This window comes from Bradyrhizobium semiaridum (assembly GCF_020329505.1).
Classification (GTDB): domain Bacteria; phylum Pseudomonadota; class Alphaproteobacteria; order Rhizobiales; family Xanthobacteraceae; genus Bradyrhizobium; species Bradyrhizobium semiaridum.
In genome coordinates this window covers 48,566-68,115 of sequence record NZ_JAGKJJ010000008.1, presented here as the reverse complement: position 1 = coordinate 68,115, position 19,550 = coordinate 48,566, and the positions used below count along the sequence as shown (strand labels likewise).

Here is a 19,550-nt window from a genome sequence, read left to right as displayed (position 1 = left end):
GCGACATCACGCCCGGTTCTTCAGCACGAAGCACGCACCGCCCGCCTTGCGGATGCGGTTGCAGAGGCCGTCGGCCTCGGGCCGCGTGTCGGCGCCGATGCGGACCTGGTAGAAGGTCGCGCTGCCGCGGGTACGCAGCCGCGAGCTCAAGAGGCTCGGGTCCTGGTCGCCGATCACGTTGGACAGCCGTTTCATCGCGCGGGCATACATCGCCAGCGCCTTGTCGCGGCTGAAGCCGGCGGCGAGCTGCACGCCCCAGGCCTTGGCGGCCGACAGCGTCACGTGCTGCTCGAGCCCGGCGACGAACGGATTGGGCGCGCGCTTGAGCAGCGCCATCAGCTCGCGGCAGCTCGAGGTCGGCTTGCGCTCGGGCATCTTGCCGGTGCGCCCGGCGGCGGCCCAGTCGTCGACGCTGGAGCCGGTGATGGCGTAGACATAGGCGCGGGTCTCCTGCGGCATGTAGCCGGTGCCGGCGAGCCATTCCTGGATCCGGCGCGGGCCGGCATTGTACGCCGCCGCGGCAAGCCCGAGATTGCCGAACTGGCCGCGCAGCTCGCTGAGGAACTCGGCCGATTTCGGCAGCGCCTGCACCGGATTGAAGGGATCGAGCAGCCCGCGCTCGCTCGCGGTGCCCGGCATGAACTGCGCGATGCCCTGCGCGCGCTGGCCGTTGCGCGTGACCGGTCCGACCGCATCGGCCTGGAAACGGCTCTCCTGCCAGATCACGCGGGCGAAGAATTCGAGCGGCAGGTCGTTGGCGCGGGCCGCCGACTCGATCATTAGGCACATCGCCTCGCGGGTGTCGCTCTCGCGCCCATCAGCGGGTTTATCGGCCGCCTGGGGCTTCTCGGGTGGAGACGATGCGGACTTCTCCTCGGGCGTTGCGGGCTTGTCGGCGGGAGCCGCCGCAGGCGGATCGGCCGGCTTCTCCGCCGAGGGGGCAGCAGGTGGCATTGCCGGTTTCTCCGCCGGAGGAGGCACGGGCTGCTCGGCGCTCGGCGGACCGGTCGCAGCACCCGGCGTGTCTTCCGCGCCGGCGCCGATCGCCGGCGCCAGCATCGCAAGCATGATCCATGCGGCGCAAAGACCTGTTCGCATCGCAGTTCTGTTCCCGCGCGGCGCGGCTTGACACCGCAGGCTGCTCGTCTAGCTATGGCTGATAATGATGGCGCGCAAAAGGGAGCGCAAAATGGCCGCACCTTCGGACGATCAGCTCGGTTTCGCGCCCGACGACGACGCCCCGATCGGCTACATGAAGCGGACCCGCGATTATTACGCGGCGATCGGCTACACCACGCCCTACCGCTGGGCGCATTACACCTCGGCCCCGTTCCAGCCGCTGAACAAGCCGCTGAGCCAGTCCCGCGTCGCCATCATCACGACGGCGGCGCCGTTCGATCCGGCCAAGGGCGACCAGGGCCCCGGCGCGAAATACAACGGCGGCGCCAAATTCTATTCGGTCTATGACGGCAATACCTCGCAGCAGCACGATTTGCGAATCTCCCACATCGCCTACGACCGCGTGCACACCACGGCGACCGACAGCGGCACCTGGTTCCCGCTGGCGCAGCTCAAGCGGCTCGCCGGCGAAGGGCGGATCGGCGCGGTCGCACCGCGCTTCTTCGGCGCGCCGACCAACCGCAGCCACCGCGTCACCATCGACACCGATGCGCCCGAAATCCTGAAGCGCTGCCGCGACGACAATGTCGATGCCGCGGTGCTGGTTCCGAACTGCCCGGTGTGCCACCAGACCGTCAGCCTCGTCGCACGTCACCTCGAAGCGAACGGCATCCCAACCGTCGTGATGGGCTGCGCCAAGGACATCGTCGAGCACGCCGCGGTGCCGCGCTTTCTGTTCTCCGACTTCCCGCTCGGCAACTCCGCCGGCAAGCCGCACGACGTCGCCTCGCAGGCCTTCACGCTGGAGCTGGCGCTGCGCGTACTCGAGTCCGCGCCCGGCCCGCAAACCACGGTGCAGTCGCCGCTGCGCTGGAGCGAGGACCATTCCTGGAAGCGCGACTACAGCAATGCCGACGCGCTGAGCGCCGAGGAGCTGGCGCGCCTGCGCCGCGAGTTCGACGCCCAGAAGGAAATCGCCAAGGGCCTCCGCGTCGCCTGATTTCTCTGTGCCTGCGCTTTCAGCCCAACGCAGCACTGTGGCAGCCCCACATCATTACGAGCGAAGCGAAGCAATCCATCGCACCGCATATGCGGAAGCATGGATTGTTTCGTCGCCACGCTCCCCGCAATGACGGCCAGACCTTACGTGTTGACCGCGTTGAGCATCCCGGTCCGCTCATGGCAGCCGAGATATTCGAAAAACTGCTCGTCCGCGGCAGCGACGGTGACCTCGTGATACAGCCGGAGCTTGGCGCTCGGCCCCAGCGCCATCAGATACTTCATCGCCGCGCCGAAAATCCGCACATGCGTCGGATGCGATTCCGACCAGCGCTCCAGCGCCGCCAGACTCTTCCACCAGCTCTGGCCGTAGGACTTCTCGGTCGGCCGTCCCTCGGCATCGACGATCCGCATGTAGCGGTTGGCGTAGCAGCCGACCGGCACGCCGTCGTCGCGCAGGAAGTCCATGCCCTCGCGCAAGACCGGCTCGACGTCGTCGAGATACATCTTGCGCTCGGAGGCCTCGGTGTCGCTCCAGTCCTGTCCGGAGCGGATCAGGCAGAGATTGTCGTGCGCGAGCACGCGGATGCGCGCACCGTCGCGGATCACCCGCGGCTCGCCGCCCGGCGCCATCGCATCGGTCTGCGACAGCGGGATGCGGTCGCGCATGCCGCCCCAGTAAGCGTGCTCCTGGATCTCCCCGCTCATGCCGTCGGCAAGGAGGGCGACGCCCTCGGCACGATCGGGCGACGAGAACAGCGTCTCGTAGCGTGCAACATGCGGCCGCAACACCTCGACGAAGCGGCCAACGCCGTCGGCCGCGCCGCCGCCGGTCCAGGCCTCGCGCGCCCCTTCGAACCAGGAATCGAACCTGATGGCGTCGTCCCAATAGGCGGCCGAGACGACGTCGGTGAAGCCGGCCTGATCGACATATTGCGCGCGATCCCAGTGCGACGGGCCGTTCTCGCTCGCGAAGCGCTCAGCGATCAGCGCCAGCGCCGCGGCCACCGCGGCCGTCGGCTCGCCGCGATACTGCACGCCGAAATAGGCCATGATCACCCGCGTCACCGCCGGCTTGTGGCGCGCGACGAAGGACGGGTAAGGCGGCGCGTAGTCGTCGGGCACCCGCTTGTGGCGAGACCGCGCGGTCTGCAGGTGTGATGGAATGGCTGACTCCATGCTCGCCTCCGTCAGCTCGCGGCCGCGTCGAGCTCATCGCCCGGCAGGTTGTCGAACGGCAGCGCAAAATGCTCGACCCGCTTCGAGGGCTTCTTGTTGAGCAGCAGCCGCGTGACGTCGGGCCGCGAATAATGCCCGGCCGGATCGGCGGCGTTCTTGGCGACCCCGATCGCGCCGAGATCGATGTGGGCGAGCAGCAGCCCCTCCTGGTCGGGCGGCAGCTTCTCGGCGATCGCGCTGCCGTCGGGCCCGTAGATCGCGGCATGGCCGCCGCCGACATGCAACAGCGCATGCTTATCGTCGCGGTCGCAGAGCTCGTCGACCATCGCCTGCGAGACCGTCGCACAAGGCGCCAGCACGAAGCACGAACCCTCGACGGCGTAGACGCGCGACGCCGCGTTGTTGACCTCCCAGCCGAGCGCCGGCGCGAACGGATCGTACAGCGAGAAGCTCGGCCAGGCCGCGACGTGGACCTGCTCGTTCTGGGCATACATCGCGTATTTCGACAGCGGCTGCAGGTGCTCCCAGCAGCACAGCGCGCCGAGCCGGCCGATGCCGGGACGGTCATGCACCGCAAGATCGCTGCCGTCGCCCTCGCCATAGACGGTGCGCTCGGCGTGGGTCGGCCGCAGCTTGCGCCGTTTTGCGATGGTCTCGCCGTCCGGCCCGATCAGCCACTGCGCGAGGTAGAGGCTGCCGCCGTCGCGCTCGGACAGGCCGAGCACGGCGGTCATGCCGGCCTTCTTCACTGCAAGCCGCAGTCTCTCGGCCTCCGAGCTGTCATAGCTCAGCGAATTATCGAAATAGCGCTGCACGAAGCCGCGGCCGATCGCCCAAGCCGGCGAGTCCAGCCAGATGTACCAGGGATAGCCGGGGATGAAGGCCTCCGGGAACGCGATCAGCTTGGCGCCCTTGGCGGCCGCCTCCTCGATCAGTGCGATCGACTTGGCGATCGACGCGTCGAGGTCGAGAAAGGCCGGCGCCGCCTGCACCACCGCAACGCGATATTTGGGATGTTCGATGCCCATGATGCTCCTCCTGCACCGGCAAAGCCGGTTCGCACTTGATCGGCCCTAGCGACCTCTGACATCATGCTGCCCCGGGACCGGGAATGCCGTTCGACCAGGACGGAAGGAAAATTCGACTGTGGCGGAGATCGCACCCCGCCGCGCCCGGTACGAACCTTGCTTTGTGTCGAGTGGCCAGCGTTTGGACTCGTGAAGGAAGGGAGCACATCATGCCGGCCCTGTTCACCACGGAAGACGCGCCCACGCACCGGCGCCTCGCGCTCTGGCAGGACATCGTCTGCGACGTCTTCGTGCAGCTCGACTGCAGGTCCGACCTCGGCACCGCCTTCCACGGCGCCATCACCTCTGCGCAGCTCGGCGCGGCCCGATGCTCGACGGTGTCGTCGAGCCGGCAGCGGGTGCTGCGCACGCCGTCGCGGATCGCGCGCGCCAGCGAGGACTTCATCCTGATCGCGCTCGGCAGGCGCGGCACAGGCAGCGTGCTGCAGGACGGCCGCGAGACCGTGATCCAGGCGGGCGAATTCGCGTTCTACGACACCACCCGCCCCTACGAGCTGCGCTTCAACGACGACTTCACCCAGACCATCTTCCAGATGCCGCGCGAGATGCTGCACCGGCGCTTCGCTGGCACGCAGGCCCTCACCGCGACCACGTTCACGTCGGACAGCCCGGTGCAGCGGCTCGCCTGCCAGTTCATCGCGGGCCTTGCCGAGGTCGCCGACCGGCTCGATCCCGACAATGCGATCCGGCTCTCCGATCAGGCCGCCGACCTGCTCGCGATGGCGATGGCCGAGCGGCTCGGCAGCGCCGCGCTGCCGGCCTCGACCCACCGCTCGGCGCTGCTCTACCGGCTCAAGGCGCATGTGCTGGCGCATCTGCAAAACCCCGATCTCGGCCTGACTGAAACCGCCGCGGCGCTGGGCATCTCGCCGCGCTACGCCAGCAGCCTGTTCGCCGACGAGGGCACCTCGTTCCAGCGCTTTCTGCTGGCGCAGCGGCTGGAGCGCTGCAGGCGCGACCTCGCCTCGCCGGCGCATGCGCATCGCCATATCGGCGAGATCGCCTTCGCCTGGGGCTTTAACGACCTTTCGCATTTCGGCCGGGTGTTCCGCGAGCACTACGGCCAGTCGCCGCGTGACTGGCGGCACAGCCGGCTGCCGAACTGACGCGCTGGCACGTTTGCGCCGCAAAAACTACCGGAGAATCCGCACCCTGCCGGCTGCGAACAGTTTACGTTAACTGCAAGCGGTTTTGCCGCCGGCCTTCTTTTCGCGCAGCGGAGCGGTACAGTCCTGCCGTTCATTTGGAGGATTTTTTGCGATGCTGGACCGGCGCCGGACCATTCGCGACAAGGTGCTTTACGGCGGCGTTGCGGAGATCAACGAACGCGGCTCGACGATGGACTGCACGGTCCGCAACATCAGCGATGGCGGCGCCTGCGTGGAGTTCGGCGATGCTGCGCGCGTGCCTGACGAGATGAAGCTGACCATCGCCCGCAAGGGCCGCTCGTACCTCGCACGGCTGATCTGGCGCCAGGCCAACAAGGTCGGCCTCGCCTTCCGCATCATGACCTCCGACACCCCGGTCAGCGACCTCGACGAGCGCCTGCGCCGCAGCGAGATCAAGAAGCGCCAGCTCCAGCGCCGCATCAACGAACTGCTCGGCCAGGGCTGACCGGCGCCGCCGCATCAACTCCGTCGCCGTCACCCACCGCTGTCATCGCCCGGCCTGTGCGCAATTGCGCACATGGACCGGGCGACGACAGCAGGGGATCAGGACAAAGCTTCACACCCTCTCAGGGTGACGGGACCCACAACGGTTGAGCGTCATCCTGCGGGACGTTGCTTCCCGCGCGGACATCGTCCCTCCCCCAACCCGCTTGCAGCCGATCCGGCAATTTCCTAATGCGGGGATCAATCACCGCTCCAATCGAATCCCTCCTTCATGCCACCGCCACCGATCGACGCCTGCCGCAACCGGCGGCCGCGGCGCCGAGCAGGTGCGGGTCCATGAAAGCCAGCGGCTGAAGGGCGAGTGAGGCCTTCGCGGCAACAAAAAAGGCCGGCTGTTCAGCCGGCCTTTTCATTTGATCGTTCGTTACGCCTCAGACCTTGACCATCGGCCCGCGCGAGGCGGGTCCCTTGGTGCCGCCTCCACCGCCGCCCTGGCCCCCCGACTTCGGCGGCTTGCGCTTGCGCGGCGGCAGGTTTTCCGGCTTCGGCGTGACCGGACCCTCGACGAACTCGAAGCCGATCTTGTCCTTGGCGGTCGCCTCGTCCTTGACCATGACGACGCGGACGTGGCCGCCGCCCTTGAGCTGGCCGAACAGCACCTCGTCCGCCAGCGGCTTCTTGATGTGCTCCTGGATGATGCGCGCCATCGGACGGGCGCCCATCTGCTCGTCATAGCCGTGCTCGATCAGCCAGGCCTTGGCCGGCTCGGACAGCTCGATCGTGACGTCGCGATCGGCGAGCTGAGCTTCCAGCTGCAGCACGAACTTCTCGACCACCATGCCGATAACGTCGGCATTGAGGTGCGCGAAGGAAACGATCGCATCCAGCCGGTTGCGGAACTCGGGCGCGAACTGCCGGTTGATCGCCTCATGGTCGTCGCCTTCCCGCTTGCTGCGGGTGAAGCCGAAGGCCTGCCGTGCGAGATCGGCGGCGCCCGCATTCGTGGTCATGATCAGGATCACGTTACGGAAGTTGACCTGCTTGCCGTTGTGGTCGGTGAGCCGGCCGTGATCCATGATCTGCAGCAGCACGTTGTACAGATCCGGATGCGCCTTCTCGATTTCGTCGAGCAGCACCACGCAATGCGGATGCTGGTCCACGCCGTCGGTCAAGAGGCCGCCCTGATCGAAGCCGACATAGCCGGGAGGCGCGCCGATCAGGCGCGACACGGTATGCCGCTCCATGTATTCGGACATGTCGAAGCGCAGCAGCTCGACGCCGAGCGACGCCGCCAGCTGCTTCGCCACTTCGGTCTTGCCGACGCCGGTCGGGCCCGAGAACAGGTAGCAGCCGATCGGCTTCTCCGGCTCGCGCAGGCCGGCACGCGCCAGCTTGATCGACGCCGACAGCGACTCGATCGCCTTGTCCTGGCCGAACACGACGCGCTTCAGGGTCTGCTCGAGATGCTTGAGCACCTCGGCGTCGTCCTTCGACACGCTCTTCGGCGGGATCCGCGCCATGGTCGCAATCGTGGTCTCGATCTCCTTGATACCGATCGTCTTCTTGCGCTTGCTCTCGGTGACCAGCATCTGCGCCGCGCCGGACTCGTCGATCACGTCGATCGCCTTGTCGGGCAGCTTGCGGTCGTGGATGTAGCGCGAGGAGAGCTGCACCGCCGCCTCGATCGCCTCATTGGTGTATTTCAGCCGGTGGTAGTCCTCGAAATAAGGCTTGAGGCCCTTGAGGATCGCGATGGCGTCTTCCACCGTCGGCTCGTTGACGTCGATCTTCTGGAAGCGCCGCACCAGCGCGCGGTCCTTCTCGAAGTGCTGCCGGTATTCCTTGTAGGTGGTCGAGCCCATGCAGCGGATCGTGCCCGAGGCCAGCGCCGGCTTCAGCAGGTTGGATGCGTCCATCGCGCCGCCGGAGGTGGCCCCTGCGCCGATCACGGTGTGGATCTCGTCGATGAACAGGATGGCGTTCGGATGCGCCTCCAGCTCCTTCAGCACCTGCTTGAGCCGCTCCTCGAAATCGCCGCGGTAGCGGGTGCCCGCCAGTAGCGTGCCCATGTCGAGCGAGAACACGGTCGCAGCCGCCAGCACCTCCGGCACGTCGCTGTCAACGATGCGCTTGGCGAGGCCTTCGGCGATCGCGGTCTTGCCGACGCCGGCTTCACCGACGAACAGCGGGTTGTTCTTCTGGCGGCGGCACAGCACCTGGATCGCTCGGTTGATCTCGGCGTTGCGCCCGATCACCGGATCGATCTTGCCGTCGCGCGCCTTCTTGTTGAGGTTGACGCAATAGGTCTCGAGCGCCTCGCCCTTCTTCTTGGCGTCCTCGTTGCCCTTGGTCTCCGTCTCTTCGTCGACGCCACGCACCGGCCGTGCCTCGGAGACGCCGGGCCGCTTGGCGATGCCGTGGCTGATGTAGTTGACGGCGTCGTAGCGCGTCATGTCCTGCTCCTGCAGGAAATACGCGGCATGGCTCTCGCGCTCCGCGAAGATCGCGATCAGCACGTTGGCCCCGGTCACTTCCTCGCGACCGGACGACTGGACATGGATCACCGCGCGCTGGATCACGCGCTGGAACCCGGCGGTCGGCTTGGCGTCGTCGGCGCCGTCCGTCACCAGGTTCTCGAATTCGGTCTCGAGATAGTTGACGAGGCTCGTCCTCAATTTGTCGAGATCGACGCTGCAGGCCCGCATCACCGCCGCCGCATCCGAGTCATCGATTAGCGACAGCAGCAGATGTTCGAGCGTCGCGTATTGATGGTGACGCTCGTTCGCGATCGCCAATGCACGATGCAGAGATTGTTCCAGGCTTTGGGAAAAAGTAGGCATTCGCGTCCTCTATGGCCCCCGGCCATCATGATCGCCCTTACCCGGTCAGGCAACAGCAACCTTCGTGATCCCCTCTGATATAGTTACGACGGATCGTGGCGAAAGGCCGGTCCCGCCGCGGTGGTTTTCCTCTAAATTTCAGGCACCGGTGCGAACGCGCGGCTGGCATCCGTACTCGTACGGGAACGCCGCTCGTTTCAGTCACAGCTGGAGGTCCCGTTCCGCCGCGGCGGCGGATCAAGGGCACCGGTTGCCGCCTGCCGTTACCGCTGAACTATTTCTTTTCCATCACGCATTGCAGCGGATGCTGATGCTTGCGCGCGAAATCCATCACCTGCGTCACCTTGGTTTCGGCGATCTCGTAGGTGAACACCCCGCACTCGCCGATCCCGTGATGATGCACATGGAGCATGATCTTGGTTGCCGCCTCGGCGTCCTTGTTGAAGAACCGTTCCAGCACGTGAACGACGAACTCCATCGGCGTGTAGTCGTCGTTCAGGATCAGGACGCGATACAGGTTCGGACGTTTGGTCTTCGGCTTGACCTTGGTGATGACCGAGGTCGACGGCCCTCCGGTCCCGCCGTTGCGGGGCTCGTCATTGCTCATTCGGGCAGCTGACGCCGTGGATGCCGCCGGCGGCGATTGGATGATGGACGTGGATCGCAACATGGCTCAAGCGTTCGAATTCCCGTGGAGAACCGGAGGCGTATCGGAACGCTGGCGCAACTGGCCGCAGCGTTACGGAAACTTCCAGCAACGCCTTCCGGACTGCCGCTCCCGGTCCCGACCCAGCGGCTGGGTCGGCCTTCCGAATATGGGGCCGACGGCAGCTTGCCGCAAGCGCGGAAGCGTCCGCCCACCCGGCTGACAGCCGCCCGATTCCGGCGGCGGCAATCCCGGCAAGGTTAATGGTTTCCGCGCGATTTGACAAAGGAGTCGGGCCTCCGGTTTAGCCGGCGTTGAGGATAAATGCGGCTTTTGCCCGGCCTTGCACCCGGCGCGGCGCAGCTTCCGCCGTTTACGCCGCCGGATTCATCATCTGTTTAGTGGCGCGCGCCGAAATGGCGCACCTGGTCCATTCTGACGAGAGCGCCATGCTTAGTTCGACCATTTTTTCTCGCGCACGGACGGCGGTTGGCCGGTTTTCGGCGGCAACTGACGGAAATATCGCGGTGATCTTCGCCCTCGCGGCAGTCCCGATCCTCAGCTTCGTGGGCGTTGCAATCGACTATTCCCGTGCCAACAGCGCCCGCTCCTCGATGCAGGCCGCGCTGGATTCCACCTCGCTGATGATTGCTAAGGATCTTACCAACGGCACCATAACGGCGGCTGATATCAACACAAAGGCGCAGGCCTACTTCACCGCGCTTTATACCAATACGGACGCCAAGTCGGTCACCATTAACGCAACTTACACGGCGGCTAGCGGCTCGACCAACGCCACGGTCAAGGTCAACGGCTCCGGCGCGGTGAACACCGACTTCCTGAAGCTCGCCGGCTTTCCCAGCGTCAATTTCAACACCAGTTCCACGTCGACCTGGGGCGTCAACCGGATGCGCGTGGCAATGGCGCTCGACAACACCGGATCGATGAAGGACGACGGCAAGATCGAGGCGCTGCGAACCGCGGCTGCGAGCCTTGTCGATCAACTCAGCGGGCTCTCCAAGAACGCCGGCGACGTCTACATCTCGGTGGTTCCGTTCGCCAAGGACGTCAATGTCGGCGCCAGCAACTACAATCAGAGCTGGATCGATTGGACCGACTGGGAGAACAGCAGTCCGGGCAACACCTATGGAAGCTGTAGCGATCCCAGCTACACGAAAAAAAGCCGCTGCGTAAACAACGGCAAGACCTGGACGCCGGACCATTCGAAATGGACCGGCTGCGTCACCGACCGTACCCAGCCGTACGACGCACAAAGCACAGCGCCGACTACAACCAATGTCGCGACGCTATTTCCGGCCGAGGAATACTATTCGAACAGCGAATACTACTGCAAACCCGGTAATAACCCACTGCTGCAGCCGGTTATGGCGCTGAGCTACGACTGGACCGCGATCAAGAATATGATCAACGCCATGCAGCCCACTGGCGGCACCAATCAGCCGATCGGGCTCGCCTGGGCCTGGCAGTCGCTGCAGACGGGCGCGCCGCTCAACGCACCGGCCGAGGACGGCAACTACACCTATACCCGCGCAATCATCCTGCTCTCGGATGGTCTCAACACCCAGGACCGCTGGCCGTCCTACGGCGATGGCCAGACCCAATTCGGCGGCCAGATCGACGCGCGGCAGAAGGCCCTGTGCGACAACATCAAGGCCGTGACCGATCCCAAGACCGGTGCGCCGGCCTACACGATCTACACCATCCAGGTGAACACCGGTACGCCGGGCGATCCGACCTCGGAGGTCCTGCAATATTGCGCCAGCAGCCCCGACAAGTTCTTCCTGGTCAAGTCAGCGTCGCAGACGCTGACGGTGTTCAACACGATCGGCACGCAGCTCACACAATTGCGCGTCTCCAAGTAGGCCGCGGATCAAGCAGGCGGCGCATCAAGCGCATACGAAAAAGCCCGGCCATTGCTGGCCGGGCTTTTGTTTTTGACGATCCGACGCGCTTGGCGGCGCCCGGCTCAGTGCGAGGCGGTCGCCGGAGCGAACTTCGCGACCAGACCTTCGTAAGGCTTGAACGCCTGCTTGGCGCAATCGCCGTAGAGACCGGCGATCTTCTGTGACTCAGCAACGAACGTCTCGTAGCTGGTGCGCAGGAATTCGCTCTGCGCCTCAAGCGCCTTGTCGAGCGACTTCACGCCCGAGAGCTTTTCCACGAACGACTTGGTGTCCTCGAAGGACTTCTTGGCGTAGTCGCCATAGGCGGTGGCGATCGCCTGAACGCCGCTCTGCACATTGGTCGCGGAGGCCGCAACCGATTCCAGATGCTCTTTGCCGTAGTTCTGAATGTCTTCAATCTTGATCATTGACTCAGGTTCCTTGCCCAGACTTGAAAGCGCATTCCCATTGCCCGGAAGCTCCCGGCCCCCTGACATTGTCAACATAGTGCGATGCACAATTAAGTGTCAACAAGATTTGTGCGTTGCACAATGCTGGTTCGAATCTGCAGCATTTGCAATAAACCCCGGGGGACTACGCAACGGTTGTTTAATCTTTTGGAAACTCGGCCCGCCTAACCTGATTCCCGGACTTTGTTCGCCTTCCGGCAGACAGTCTCGAAAGCTGTTTGTGAACAACACCTTAGCTAGAAGAGCAACCAGCGCGGCCACGGGGCCAAGGTTCAGGGCGAAACTGAACTGTTGCGCAGGCAAGGATCGGCGGCCGCCCGGGCACAATTTCGCCCCACGGACCGGTGATCTAGATAGAAATTGGGACGGGGAAGTAGATGCTTCGTAAAACCTTGGCTTCCTCGCGGGCGTTGCGAGTTGGCGTTCTCGGGCTCGTCACCGTCACGACGGCGATCCTGATCAGCGACAGTGCCGAGGCACGTCGCTACCGGCACCGGCATCACGTCCGCCACAGCCAGGAATCGAGCGAAAGCAACAGCTCACGCTTCGCCTCGATCATCGTCGACGGCAATTCCGGGGCGGTGCTGACCGCAACGAGTCCCGACGGCTTGCGGCATCCCGCCTCGCTCACCAAGATCATGACGCTCTATCTGCTGTTCGAGCGCCTCGACGCCGGCAAGATGAAACTCGATACCGAGATGCCGGTCTCCGAGCACGCGGCCGACCAGGATCCGACCAAGCTCGGGCTGCGGCCCGGCTCGACCATCAGGGTCGAGGACGCCATCAAGGGCCTCGTCACCCGCTCGGCCAACGACGCCGCGGTCGTGATCGCCGAGGCGATCGGCGGCAGCGAGGACGACTTCGCGCGGATGATGACGCGCAAGGCGCGCGCGCTCGGCATGAGCCGGACCGTCTACCGCAACGCCTCGGGCCTGCCGAACGACGAGCAGATCACCACGGCGCGCGATCAGTCGATCCTCGGCCGGGCGATCCAGGATCGCTTCCCGCGCTACTACCGCTACTTCTCGACCACGGCGTTCAATTTCCGCGGCCGCACCATCACCGGTCACAATCGTCTGCTTGGCAAGGTCGAGGGCGTGGACGGCATCAAGACCGGCTACACCCGCGCCTCCGGCTTCAATCTCGTCACCTCGATGCATCGCGGCAACCGCTTCCTGGTCGGCGTCGTGCTCGGCGGCCGCAGCGGCGGCTCCCGCGACGCCATCATGCGCAACCTGCTCGCTGAGAACCTGAGCAAGGCCGCGACCATCCGCACCGCCGCAGCGATCACCGAGCGCAATCCGGCCGACGCCAGGGTCGAGGTCGCCGATGCCGACAGCGCCTCGCGCGCCGATACTTCGCCGGCGGCCGCCTCCGAGCCCGCTTCCGCCGCGATGCAGCCGGCCCGTCCGGCCAAGCCCTCGCTGATGGCCGCTGCTGCCGCCGCGCTGCCGCCGCTCCCCGCCAAGTCGGAGCCGCAGGCCAAGCCCGAGCCGGCGCCGCTGACCTCAGGCGTGATCCAGACCCAGCCGATCGCCGCGATCCCCGGCTCGGCCGAACCGATGAAGCCCGTCAAGGTGAAGACCGTGCAGGTCAGGGCCGGCCAGATCAAGCTCGCCGCCGGTCCGGCGCAGTCGGCACCCCCGATCACCAGCACGATCCCGCAGCGCTCGGACGTCGCCGCCGAGACCTCCCATGCGATGATGGCGCGCGCTGCCGAAACCTCACGGCCCGAGATGCCGCCGCAGCCGGCCAATTTCGGCACCGGCAACGGCATCCTCGGCGTGCTTCCCGCCTCCGCCGTGCAGTCGCCGCCGCCTCCGGCGCCGCAGGCAATGGCCTCGGTCGAGCCCGCCCGCAGCCAGCCCAGTGCCGCCATCAAGCCGGCCGCGCCAATTGCGCACAGCGGCTGGATCGTTCAGGTCGGCGCGCTGGAAACCGAGGGCGAAGCCAAGCAGCGCATCGACCTCGCGCGCAGCTCGGCCCGCGGCCTGCTCAGCAAGGCCGATCCGTTCACCGAGGTGGTCGCCAAGGACAACCGCAAGCTCTACCGGGCCCGCTTCGCCGGCCTCGAGCGCGACCAGGCCGAGCAGGTCTGCCGCACGCTGAAGCGCGCCGACATCTCCTGCATCACCGTTCGCAACTGATCGACGGCAAGATCTGATTTTTGCAGGGCCGGCGCCGCAAGCGCCGGCCCTGTTGCTTTTCGGCGCGCCGTGCTGCTGCACCACCCAAGCTGTCATCGCCCGGCCTGTGCGCAATCGCGCACATGGACCGGGCGATCCGGTGTCGCAGAGACAGTTGATCAATCGATAAGCCGCGGCGTACTGGGTCCCCGGTCAAGCCGGAGGACGACACTGAATGTGCGGCGTCCTGGATTCCCCGCTTTCGCGGAGGACGGCAGCGTCAGCGGAGATTGATCCGCAACTGCCCGCGCGAAAACTTCTCGTCAAGAATTTACGGTTAAGTTTTCCCGAAAGAACGATCGGCCGCGCCAGACGATGGGCGGCGGCACGGGGCATCAATCAGAGATCGGCAGAAACGGCTCTCGGCTTGTGGCGTTGGTAGCGTTGCCGGAGTTAGTGATGCGTGCGAAGCAGAGTGTCCTTGGCCTCGTTGACACGGGCCGCGAGATACGTCGACCCCCCTTGGTCGGGATGCAGTTTCTTCATCAGAGCTCGGTGGGCCCGGCTGATGTCGTCACGCGACGCGCCCGGCTGCAGGCCAAGGATCTGATAGGCCTCCTCGTCCGTCATTTTGCCCCGCGGCGCCGCGCGGCCCTGCCCCCCTGCCCGGTCGCCCTGCGCGTTCTGACGCCAGGCGGGAAACCGGCGGTCCAGATAGCTTTCAAGTAACGCGACGCTCTCGGCATCGAAGCTCGGCACCATAGCCAGCAGTTGCGACAAGTCGAACTCGTCGAGCATGCGGCCCTCATACGGCCCGGCCACGATCCGGCCCCTGAGGACGCCGCTGTCGTGATCGAGGCTCATGTCGAGATATTGCGACCGCACCCGAGAGCTTTGTCCGGCCGCACCGCGCGCGCCGCCGAACATGCCGCCGAAATTGGGAAAGCCGGTCGCGCCAAACGGCGACCAGCCGAGCAGGCCGGCGCCGAAGATGCCGAGCGGGATGGCGACCGCCAGCTCACCCCGGACGCCGGTGAAGGCCGCGACGGCGAGCGCGAGGACACCGCCCGCAAGCCTTATGCCGCGCGCCAGCACAGCCGGATTGGCTGCACGGAACATCTGCAGGGCTGAATAAATCACGACAACGGCAACGATGCCGGCGATCAGGGTTGGCATGCCCGGAATATAGGCGTCCGCGCAGCAAAAAGCATGCGCGGCTTCGTCTCATCCGCGCGCGAAACGTTACCTACTTCATCTGGCCGATCAGCCGAGCCGCACCGTCAGCGGTCTTCGCCAGTTGCAGCAGCGCCTCGCGGCCGCCGGCGGCATAGGCAGCGGCGGCGCGCAGCAATTCGCGGAGCTGGGCGGCGGCGCCGGGATCGAACCTGCACCAGGCGCCGCCGGTGAGGCGCGCGATCTCGCGAAACGCCTGCTCGGCGACCGCGTCGCTGCCTTCCTGGAACATGAAGACGGGTACCTTGAGCAGGCCGAGCTCGCCGGCCTTGACGCACAGCTCGTCGATCGGCTCCTCCATCGCATCGCCGACGAATACCAGCGCCCGCACGCCGGAAGCGATCGCTTCGCGCCGCGTCTCCGTCAGCACCCTGCCGATCTGGGTGTTGCCGCCGCGGCAGTCGATCTTGCCCATCAGCCTGGCGAGCTGCGCACTATCGGAGATCCAGCCGGTGGCGCGGCACTCGTTGAGGCCGCGATAGTAGACGAGACGGATATCGAGGCTGCCGAGCGCTGCGGCCTCGCGGAACATGTCCGCCTGCAGCGTGCAGGCCATGTCCCAGGTCGGCTGCCGGCTCATCGTGGCGTCGAGCGCGAACACCAGCCGGCCGCGGGCGCCGGCGCGGTGCGGCGACATCGCGCGCGCCCTGGCGACGAACGCGGCGATGTCGTCCGAGGTGGACGTCCTTGCGTCCGGCACCGTGGTCCGCGTCTCCGCCGGACGCGGATCATGTCCACTTGTCGGGTTGGTCGGTTCGCGGGCCATCAGCGCCTGCCTCGTACAGCAAACGGTATGTGGGCCGTGATCGCGGATTGGTCAATGCAGCCGGGCTGCCACGCGGCCCGGGCCAAAACAAGTCAGCTGATGAAAACTCAGTTGGTGGCCGAGGTGGAGGGCTGGGACGGTTCCTTCTCGGTTTTCTTCACGCTCAGCGCCTTCTTGAACTTGTCGGTCAGGCTCTGCTGCTTGTCGACCGGCACGTAGAGCGATACCGGTCCCGGCTCCAGGATCTTCGGCGGCGCGTTCCTGGTGTCGACCGGAGCGACATCGCTGTCGGTGTCGGCAAGGAATTTATCGAGCATGGCCTCGATCGAGTTCTTGGCGGCGGCCGGCCCGGTGTCGCGCATGTCGTTGTGCTGGAAGTTGGTGTTCACCACGGTGATACCGGCCTTCTCGCACTCGTCGGCGTCAGGCACGACGCCGGGATCGGGCTTGAACTGCGCGTCACGCGAACGGAACGACAGGATCTTGAATTTGCCGTCGGTCAGGAACGGCACGCGCAGATTGTCGAGCGTCACGACCTTCTTGATCTCGTCGGGATACTGCTTGGCGAAATACATCGCGATGTCGCCGCCATTGGAGTGACCGACCATCGTGAGTTTGGTGTAGTCGGCATTCGGATGGCGCTTCTTCATCTCCTCGATGGCGAATTTGATGTTGGTGATGCCGCGCTGATACTGCGGCAACCGGCCGACATAGAGCTCGCCGACCTTGGTCACCATCGGCCCGTCCGACGGCAGGTCGTTCTGAATGCTGATCGCCAGATAGCCGCGCGCCGCAAACACGTTCGCGAGGAAGGAGTACTCGGTGAACTTGACAGTGTTGCCGTGGTTGAGGATCGCCACCGGCAGCTTGATCAGGCCGGCATCCGCCTGCATCTCCTTGTCGAAACGCACCGCGACATCGACCGCGACCGGCCGCTCATCACGCGTCGGATCCTTGAACATGATGGTTTCGTGACGGATCGCCCACTTGCTCGCGGTGAAGTAGGCCGCCGTGAGAACCACGGAGAGCGAAAGCAGAACTGTAATTCCACGTTTCATGACGTCCTCAAGCGCCCGCCTTAACGGCTTATTCTCCGGAGTCGCTGCGGGCTCCTTGTTTAGAATATATGTCACGGTGGCGTGACAGGAAGTCTAAAAGTTGGGACTTTTCAGCACGTTCGTTGTGCGTCGCACACAACCTTTATGCATTTGCCGCCAATGCTGCGAGACCGCGGTATCAAGGCACCTCAATTGGAACTCAGCCGGAACAGCTCGATCAGTAGCCTAAGAACCGGGAAGGACGCCGCCTTGTTCCGCCCCATCGCGTGCAGATAGCCGGAAGTTCCGCTCGATCATAGCTGCGCGCCTCCAGCCCCCGGAAGTGACGATCGTCATCCCTTGAGGCAGGACGCCGGGCAGGCCGCTAGCTGCCGAAGATATCGTGAACCTCGAGCGGCTTGTCGACCTGGCTGAACCATTCGGCCCGGTTGGCGGCCCGCCGCCGACCGCGCTCGTCGAGCGGCAGCTTGAGTTGGCGCAACAGGCCCATGACCTCCTCCCGCGCGGTGACATGGCCCATGCTCGGGCGGGTGCCGAGCGTCGCCTCGTCGATGTCGTCGAGCGCGGTCAGGCCGCGCGGAAAGAACTCGCGATACACCACGCGCTCGGCAAAACCGTCGACCGAGCGGAAGCCGAGCCGCAGCGACAGCTGCTTGAGGCCGTCGGCAACCAGCTGCTTGTTGCGCGAGCCGAGCATCGACAACCGGTTGCGGACCACGATCCAGTCGGTGGTGGCGCCGTCGAGCTGGCGGCGCTTGCGCCTGGTGTCGCGGACCATCTCCGCGTAATGGCTCTCGCCGGTCACCGCGTAGGTCGCGGGATCGAGCGTGCCCAGCACGTCGAAATCGAGGAAGCTGTCGTTGATCGGCGTCACCAGCGTGTCGGCCATCGAATGGGCAAGGCGCATCAGGTAGCTGTCCGAGCCGGGCGTATCGATGACGATGAAGTCACAGGCGCGCTCGACCGCGCTGATCGCCTCCATGAATTGCTGGAACTCGGCCTGCTCATTGTCCGCGATCTGCATCGTCTCGCCGTATTTGATGCAGGTGTGCACCGGCAGTTCGAGATCGAGCCCGGTGCGCTGCGCCCAGGCCCGGCGATTGCCGATGTAGCGGGTGAAGCTTTGCTGCCGGCAGTCGAGATCGATGCTGGCGACGCGCTGTCCGGCCTTCAGGAGCGCGACGGCGATATGCAGGGCGGTGGTCGACTTTCCCGAACCGCCCTTCTCGTTCCCCAGCACGACGACGTGTGCGGAGCCGGACTGTCCCTGACTGGCCTGCACTAACATGACTCAACCTTTGGCAGTATCTTCAAAGCGCATGCGGACATGGTCAAGTGAAATGCATCACGGCGACGGGAATTCAATCGCTGCCTTCCTTAATCATGAATCGCTCGCTCGCGAGGGCTGCGTCGATCGGCGGCAGCGCGAGGCCGATCCGCGCGCGAGCGACATCAGGTAGAGCTGATCGCGACACCGCGGTTTGCGGATTGCGGTTCGCTCTTGGTAAGCTCGGCTCCCCGCCGAACGCCAAACCCGCCCACCCCTGACTTGCCTCACGAGCCGAGATCCGATGCCGAGAAATCCTGCCGTCGTCCGCACCGTCCCTGCCCTTCGCCGCGCCGTCGACGCGCTGCGCGCCAGAAAGGCAACCGTCGCGCTGGTCCCAACCATGGGCGCCCTGCATGACGGCCATGTCTCGCTGGTGCGCCAAGCCAGGCGCCGTGCACAGCGCGTCGTGGTCTCGATCTTCGTCAATCCGACGCAGTTCGCTCCGACCGAGGATTTCGGTTCGTATCCGCGCACGTGGAAGGAAGACGTCGCCAAGCTCGCCGCCGAGAATGTCGAGCTGATCTGGCACCCCGATGTGACGGCGATGTATCCGGAAGGCTTTGCGACGCGGATCGTGCCGGAAGGGCCGGCCACCGCCGGGCTCGAGGATCGCTTCCGGCCGCATTTCTTCGGCGGCGTCGCCACCGTGGTCGGCAAGCTGTTCACGCAAGTCCGGCCCGACGTCGCGATCTTCGGCGAAAAGGACTTTCAGCAGCTCCGCGTCGTCACCCAGATGGCGGCTGACCTCGACCTCGGCGTCAAGGTGATCGGCTCGAAGACGGTGCGCGAGCGCGATGGCCTCGCGATGTCCTCGCGCAACGTCTACCTGTCAGCCGAGGAGCGGCGCACCGCTCCCACGCTGCACCGGGTGATGAAGGACACCGCCGCCCGCCTGCGCGCCGGTGAAAACACGACAAGCGCGATGGCCGCCGGCGCCGCGGCGATCACGCAGGCCGGTTTCGTGCTCGACTATCTCGAGGTTCGCCATGCCGCCACGCTGGCGCCGATCAACTCGCTCAAGGATGGGCCGATGCGGATGCTGGTGGCGGCGAAGCTCGGCACCACCCGCCTGATCGACAATATCGCGGTGTAGGACTGCGATATCGCATTCTGCAGCGCGCCCACCACCTGCGGCGCCGGCTGCTCGGACTGCAGTGGGACATCTACAGGCGCCTGCTT

The 19,550-nt window shown here is 65.5% G+C and carries 16 protein-coding genes; 6 read left to right on the top strand and 10 right to left on the bottom strand.

What is annotated here, in order from left to right; genetic code table 11:
* Nucleotides 1-6 precede the first annotated feature (6 nt).
* A complete protein-coding gene (locus J6500_RS12505; protein WP_225713007.1) occupies nt 7-1,098 on the bottom strand; it encodes a lytic transglycosylase domain-containing protein in 1,092 nt (363 codons plus the stop codon).
* A 91-nt stretch (nt 1,099-1,189) separates the two neighbouring features.
* Here J6500_RS12505 and J6500_RS12500 point away from each other — a divergent pair, with 91 nt between their 5' ends.
* On the top strand, nt 1,190-2,119 hold the full coding sequence (locus J6500_RS12500; RefSeq protein WP_225713006.1) for a glycine/sarcosine/betaine reductase selenoprotein B family protein: 930 nt from the start codon (nt 1,190-1,192) through the stop codon (nt 2,117-2,119).
* Between the two features lie 143 nt (nt 2,120-2,262).
* Here the strand turns inward: J6500_RS12500 and J6500_RS12495 are convergent, their stop codons facing one another.
* Nucleotides 2,263-3,297, bottom strand: a complete 1,035-nt coding sequence (locus J6500_RS12495; RefSeq protein ID WP_225713005.1) for a phenylacetaldoxime dehydratase family protein — start codon at nt 3,295-3,297, stop codon at nt 2,263-2,265.
* An 11-nt stretch (nt 3,298-3,308) separates the two neighbouring features.
* Nucleotides 3,309-4,325 (bottom strand): carbon-nitrogen hydrolase family protein, encoded by a 1,017-nt coding sequence (locus J6500_RS12490; protein ID WP_225713004.1) that lies wholly within the window; start codon nt 4,323-4,325, stop codon nt 3,309-3,311.
* Nucleotides 4,326-4,534: 209 nt separating this feature from the next.
* On the opposite strand from J6500_RS12490, the gene J6500_RS12485 reads away from it, so the two are divergent.
* Together J6500_RS12485 and J6500_RS12480 are read left to right on the top strand one after the other, a co-directional pair.
* The gene (locus J6500_RS12485) at nt 4,535-5,491 is read left to right on the top strand and encodes an AraC-like ligand-binding domain-containing protein (protein ID WP_225713003.1); all 957 of its coding nucleotides are present in this window, start codon (nt 4,535-4,537) and stop codon (nt 5,489-5,491) included.
* 154 nt (nt 5,492-5,645) lie between these two features.
* Nucleotides 5,646-5,999, top strand: coding sequence for a PilZ domain-containing protein (locus J6500_RS12480; protein WP_225713002.1), 354 nt, complete (start codon nt 5,646-5,648; stop codon nt 5,997-5,999).
* Between the two features lie 430 nt (nt 6,000-6,429).
* Here J6500_RS12480 and clpA read toward each other — a convergent pair whose 3' ends face one another.
* Together clpA and clpS are read right to left on the bottom strand one after the other, a co-directional pair.
* Complete coding sequence (gene clpA / locus J6500_RS12475; RefSeq protein WP_225713001.1) at nt 6,430-8,838, bottom strand: ATP-dependent Clp protease ATP-binding subunit ClpA; 2,409 nt, start codon at nt 8,836-8,838, stop codon at nt 6,430-6,432.
* Between the two features lie 274 nt (nt 8,839-9,112).
* Entirely contained in the window at nt 9,113-9,445 is a 333-nt protein-coding gene (gene clpS / locus J6500_RS12470; RefSeq protein ID WP_225713000.1) for an ATP-dependent Clp protease adapter ClpS, read from the bottom strand.
* Between the two features lie 488 nt (nt 9,446-9,933).
* Between clpS and J6500_RS12465 the strand changes: the two genes are divergently transcribed.
* Complete coding sequence (locus J6500_RS12465; RefSeq protein ID WP_225712999.1) at nt 9,934-11,367, top strand: TadE/TadG family type IV pilus assembly protein; 1,434 nt, start codon at nt 9,934-9,936, stop codon at nt 11,365-11,367.
* A 104-nt stretch (nt 11,368-11,471) separates the two neighbouring features.
* On the opposite strand, the gene J6500_RS12460 is transcribed toward J6500_RS12465, so the two are convergent.
* Nucleotides 11,472-11,816, bottom strand: coding sequence for a phasin family protein (locus tag J6500_RS12460; protein WP_225712998.1), 345 nt, complete (start codon nt 11,814-11,816; stop codon nt 11,472-11,474).
* A 419-nt stretch (nt 11,817-12,235) separates the two neighbouring features.
* Here J6500_RS12460 and J6500_RS12455 point away from each other — a divergent pair, with 419 nt between their 5' ends.
* Entirely contained in the window at nt 12,236-14,005 is a 1,770-nt protein-coding gene (locus J6500_RS12455; protein WP_225712997.1) for a D-alanyl-D-alanine carboxypeptidase, read from the top strand.
* A gap of 432 nt (nt 14,006-14,437) precedes the next feature.
* Here J6500_RS12455 and J6500_RS12450 read toward each other — a convergent pair whose 3' ends face one another.
* The 4 genes from J6500_RS12450 to J6500_RS12435 all read right to left on the bottom strand — a co-directional run bounded on the left by J6500_RS12450 (nt 14,438) and on the right by J6500_RS12435 (nt 18,329).
* Entirely contained in the window at nt 14,438-15,160 is a 723-nt protein-coding gene (locus J6500_RS12450) for a DnaJ domain-containing protein (protein WP_225712996.1), read from the bottom strand.
* A 70-nt stretch (nt 15,161-15,230) separates the two neighbouring features.
* Entirely contained in the window at nt 15,231-15,983 is a 753-nt protein-coding gene (locus tag J6500_RS12445; RefSeq protein WP_225712995.1) for a VWA domain-containing protein, read from the bottom strand.
* A gap of 107 nt (nt 15,984-16,090) precedes the next feature.
* Complete coding sequence (locus J6500_RS12440; protein ID WP_225712994.1) at nt 16,091-17,041, bottom strand: alpha/beta fold hydrolase; 951 nt, start codon at nt 17,039-17,041, stop codon at nt 16,091-16,093.
* A gap of 364 nt (nt 17,042-17,405) precedes the next feature.
* On the bottom strand, nt 17,406-18,329 hold the full coding sequence (locus tag J6500_RS12435; RefSeq protein WP_225712993.1) for a division plane positioning ATPase MipZ: 924 nt from the start codon (nt 18,327-18,329) through the stop codon (nt 17,406-17,408).
* Between the two features lie 283 nt (nt 18,330-18,612).
* Between J6500_RS12435 and panC the strand changes: the two genes are divergently transcribed.
* Nucleotides 18,613-19,464: a pantoate--beta-alanine ligase gene (gene panC / locus J6500_RS12430; protein ID WP_225712992.1), complete on the top strand. Its 852-nt coding sequence runs from the start codon at nt 18,613-18,615 to the stop codon at nt 19,462-19,464.
* The last annotated feature ends 86 nt before the right edge of the window (nt 19,465-19,550 follow it).